Genomic DNA, 4382 nt, shown 5'->3' with positions numbered 1-4382 from the left:
GGGGGGGGCCCGCAGCAGTCCGGCCATGTCCTTGACGGCCAGGACGTGCGCGCCCGCCTCGACGATCTGCTCGGCCAGGCGCAGGTAGTAGTCGAGGGTGTAGAGCCGCTCGGACGGGTCGGACAGGTCGGCGGTGTAGCACAGGGCCACCTCGGCGACGGCCGTGCCGGTCTCGCGTACGGCGTCGATGGCGGGCCGCATCTGGGAGACGTCGTTCAGCGCGTCGAAGATGCGGAAGATGTCGATGCCGGTCGCCGCCGCCTCCTGTACGAAGGCGTCGGTCACCTCGGTCGGGTACGGGGTGTAGCCGACGGTGTTGCGGCCGCGCAGCAGCATCTGGAGGCAGATGTTGGGTACGGCCTCCCGCAGCGCGGCCAGCCGCTCCCAGGGGTCCTCGGCGAGGAAGCGCAGGGCGACGTCGTACGTGGCGCCGCCCCAGCACTCCAGGGAGAGCAGCTCGGGCAGGGTGCGCGCCACCACGGGGGCTACGGCGAGCAGGTCCTTGGTGCGGACGCGGGTGGCGAGCAGCGACTGGTGGGCGTCGCGGAAGGTGGTGTCGGTGACGCCGGTGGTCGGCGAGTCGCGCAGCCGGCGGGCGAAGCCGTCGGGGCCGAGTTCGGCGAGCCGCTGCCGGGAACCGGCCGGCGGTTCGCCGGCGGGCAGCGGCGGCAGCTTGGTGAGCGGGTCGATGAGCTGGGGCCGCTCGCCGTGCGGCTTGTTCACCGTGACGTCGGCGAGGTAGGTGAGCAGCTTGGTGCCGCGGTCCGCGGAGTGGCGGGCGGTGAGCAGCTCCGGGCGCTGCTCGATGAACGACGTGGTGACGTGTCCGGCCTGGAAGTCCGGATCGTCCAGGACCGCCTGCAGGAAGGGGATGTTGGTGGCGACGCCGCGGATGCGGAACTCGGCCACCGCACGCCGGGCCCGGCCCACCGCGGCGCCGAAGTCCCTTCCCCGGCAGGTGAGTTTCACCAGCATCGAGTCGAAGTGTGCGCTGATCTCCGTACCGGCGTGGGTGGTTCCGCCGTCCAGGCGGATGCCGGAGCCGCCGGGTGAGCGGTAGGCGCTGATCCGGCCGGTGTCCGGGCGGAAGCCGTTGGCGGGGTCCTCGGTGGTGATACGGCACTGCAGCGCGGCGCCGCGCAGGGTGACGGTCTCCTGGGACAGGCCGAGGTCGGCGAGCGTCTCGCCGGCGGCGATGCGCAGCTGCGCCTGCACCAGGTCGACGTCGGTGACCTCCTCGGTGACCGTGTGCTCGACCTGGATGCGCGGGTTCATCTCGATGAAGACGTGGTTGCCGTCCCGGTCGAGGAGGAACTCCACCGTGCCGGCGTTGCGGTAGCCGATCTGCCGGGCGAAGTTCACCGCGTCGGCGCAGATGCGGTCGCGCAGCTCCGGGTCGAGGTTCGGCGCGGGCGCGAGTTCGATCACCTTCTGGTGGCGGCGCTGCACCGAGCAGTCCCGCTCGAACAGGTGGATGACGTCGCCCTGTCCGTCGGCGAGGATCTGCACCTCGATGTGGCGGGGTTCGACGACGGCCTTCTCCAGGAACACCGTGGGGTCGCCGAACGCGGACGCCGCCTCCCGGGAGGCCGCCTCGATGGCCTCCCTCAGCTGGGCGGGGTCCTCGACGCGGCGCATGCCGCGCCCGCCGCCGCCGGCGACCGCCTTGACGAAGACCGGGAAGCCGATGCCGTCGGCGGCGCGGACGAGTTCACCGACGTCGGTGGAGGGCGCCGAGGAGCCGAGCACGGGCACCCCGGCCTCGCGGGCGGCGGCCACCGCGCGGGCCTTGTTCCCGGTCAGTTCCAGGATCCGGGCGCTGGGCCCGACGAAGGTGATGCCGGCCTCTTCGCAGGCCTTGGCCAGTTCGGGGTTCTCGGACAGGAATCCGTAGCCCGGGTAGACGGCGTCGGCGTCCGCGCGGCGCGCGGCGCGGACGATCTCCTCGACGGAGAGGTAGGCCCGCACCGGATGTCCCGGCTCGCCGATCTCGTACGCCTCGTCCGCCTTCAGGCGGTGCAGCGAGTTGCGGTCCTCGTGCGGGAAGACGGCGACGGTTCGGGCGCCCAGTTCGTAGCCCGCGCGGAACGCCCGAATCGCGATCTCGCCGCGGTTGGCGACCAGCACCTTGCGGAACATTCTCGATCCCTTCAGCCTGCCGGTGACAAGGACCATCGTGTCGGCGGCAGGTCCGGTACGCCATGTGAGCCGGGCCACTCACACCCGGCCCGCCGGCGGTGTGAGGGACCACGGAGGGAACGTTTCACCTTCAGGACCCTCCGTCACTCTCCGCGCCCCCTCACCGCACCGGCGTCCGGCGCCCGCCGGTTCTACCGGAACAGCGCGGCGTGGCGTCGTGCCCAGTCGGCGAAGGTGCGCGGCGGGCGGCCGGTGACGTCCTCGACGGCGAGGCCGGTCCGGAGTTCCTCGGGGGTGGGGGCGCCCAGGATGTCGAGCGTGGTGTCGACCACCTCCTCGGGCATGAACTGCCGCATCTGCGCGCGGGCTTCGTCCCGGGTCTGTTCCACGAAGCGCACCGGTTCGCCGACCGCCTCGCCGATCGCCTCGGCCCGCTGCCGGGGCGTGATGAGGGCGGGGCCGGTCAACACGTAGGAGCGGCCGTGGTGTTCCGTCCCGCGCAAGGTCACCGCGGCGACGTCGGCGATGTCGGCCGGGTCGATCGTGGGCAGGCCCACGTCGCCGAACGGCGCGGCGACGGTCCGCCGGGTGCGCACCGCTTCGGACCAGGCGAGGGCGTTGGAGTGGAAGCCGCCGGGGCGCAGGACCGTCCAGTCCAGGCCCGACTGCCGTACGGCGTCCTCGATGGCCCGCGCCACCCGGCCGTGCGATGCCGACCTCGGCCGGGTGACGACTCCCTGCGAGGACAGCAGGACGACGCGTCCGATGCCGGCGGTCTTGGCGGCGTCGAGGATGCCGTGCGGGTTCAGCAGATGCGCACTGGCTCCCCCGTTCTGCAGGAACAGCGCGTCGGCTCCGGCGAAGACCTCGCGCAGGCTGTCGGCGTCGGTGAGGTCCGCGCGCAGGTGTCGTACGCCCCCCGGCACATCGGCGGACGAGACCGCCCTGGAGGTGGCGGTCACCCGCTCGCCGTCCGCCGCGAGGGTGCGGACGAGTTCCCGGCCCACGTTTCCGGTTGCCCCGGTCACCACGAACATGAACAACTCCCCTGTCGTCTCGGTGTGGTGAGGACGCTAGCAGCGTCGATATAGTAGGTACCTAGAAGATAGTGACTATCCCGGAGGAGTGCGCATGGCGGGGAACGCGACACGGACGGCGGCCGCCGGGACCGAGCCGGAACTCGCCTGCCCCGTCAGCCCGGTCGTGGACATCGTGTTCAGCCGGTGGACCACCCCGGTCCTGTGGACGCTGCACACGTACGGCCGGCAGCGCTTCGTCGAGCTGCAACGGCGGATCGGCGGGGTCACCCCGAAGGTGCTGACGCAGCGGCTGCGGCAGTTGGAGCGCGACGGCCTGGTCGTGCGTACGTACCACCCGGAGGTTCCGCCCCGGGTCGAGTACGAGATCAGCGCGTTGGGGCTCAGCCTCGCGCCGCTCTTCGCGCACCTCGCCCAGTGGGCCACGGACAACCTGGGCGAGGTCGAGCGGGCCCGGCGGGCCTACGACGAGGACCCCGCCCGGTAGCCCCGGGCGGTCAGGCCTGACCGGTCTCGAAGCGGGAGATGCGGCCGTCGTCGTCGACGGTGAAGGACCACCGGGTGCGCATCTCGCCCCAGGTGTCGTTGCTGTAGCGGGCGAGGAGGCGGCGGCCGCCGCCGGACTCGTTGTCGACCTCCAGGTGCCCGTGGGAGGAGAAGATCTCCCGGTCGATCCACTCGGTGAGGTCGCGCTCGGAACCGTCGTCCGCCATGGTCGCGCCGGGCGCCAGCAGGGACAGGAAACCGTCCCGGTCGTGGTTGTTGACGGCCGTGACGAAGGCGCGGACGACGGGGTCGCTGAGACGGGTGCTCTGAATCGTCATGTCCGCCAGCGTCGTACCGGCCGCCGGAGCCCGCCACCCGCGTCACCCGAACGGCAACCGGTGGCGCGCCGGGCCGGCGGTGGGGATGCGACGGTGGTCGGGCCAAGCCACTGCTCCGGGAGACGACGTGACCTGTTACGACCGACGTGATCTGGGCCTGCTGCTGCTCCGGCTGGGAACGGGCGGGGTGCTCGCGGCGCACGGCGCGCAGAAGCTGTTCGGCTGGTTCGGCGGCGGCGGCATCGAGGGCACCGGCCAGTTCATGGAGTCCATCGGCTATGTGCCCGGCAGGGCGAGCGCCACGGCGGCGGGCCTCGCCGAGGCCGGCGGGGGTGTGCTGCTCGCGCTCGGTCTGGCCACCCCGGCGGCGGGCGCCGCGGCG

At 72.5% G+C, this 4382-nt stretch carries 5 protein-coding genes; 2 read left to right on the top strand and 3 right to left on the bottom strand.

Annotated features, from left to right (window positions below; genetic code table 11):
- Together B7767_RS35380 and B7767_RS35375 are read right to left on the bottom strand one after the other, a co-directional pair.
- Window positions 1–2139 (bottom strand): pyruvate carboxylase (locus B7767_RS35380; protein ID WP_085575636.1); only part of this gene is annotated, 2139 nt, incomplete at its 3' end.
- A 191-nt stretch (window positions 2140–2330) separates the two neighbouring features.
- Window positions 2331–3176: an SDR family oxidoreductase gene (locus B7767_RS35375; protein WP_085575635.1), complete on the bottom strand. Its 846-nt coding sequence runs from the start codon at window positions 3174–3176 to the stop codon at window positions 2331–2333.
- Window positions 3177–3270: 94 nt separating this feature from the next.
- Here B7767_RS35375 and B7767_RS35370 point away from each other — a divergent pair, with 94 nt between their 5' ends.
- Window positions 3271–3663 carry a helix-turn-helix domain-containing protein gene (locus B7767_RS35370; protein WP_085575634.1) on the top strand — a complete coding sequence of 131 codons (393 nt, stop codon included), beginning with the start codon at window positions 3271–3273 and terminating at the stop codon, window positions 3661–3663.
- A gap of 10 nt (window positions 3664–3673) precedes the next feature.
- Here B7767_RS35370 and B7767_RS35365 read toward each other — a convergent pair whose 3' ends face one another.
- Window positions 3674–4000: a hypothetical protein gene (locus B7767_RS35365; RefSeq protein WP_085575633.1), complete on the bottom strand. Its 327-nt coding sequence runs from the start codon at window positions 3998–4000 to the stop codon at window positions 3674–3676.
- Between the two features lie 127 nt (window positions 4001–4127).
- On the opposite strand from B7767_RS35365, the gene B7767_RS35360 reads away from it, so the two are divergent.
- On the top strand, window positions 4128–4382 hold a 255-nt coding region (locus B7767_RS35360; RefSeq protein WP_143652805.1), incomplete at its 3' end, for a DoxX family membrane protein.

The sequence above is a fragment of the Streptomyces sp. 13-12-16 genome, assembly GCF_002114215.1.
In the GTDB taxonomy this organism is placed as follows: Bacteria; Actinomycetota; Actinomycetes; order Streptomycetales; family Streptomycetaceae; genus Streptomyces.
The sequence above is the reverse complement of the archived record's forward strand: the minus strand, read 5'-3'. Positions and strand labels throughout refer to the sequence as shown.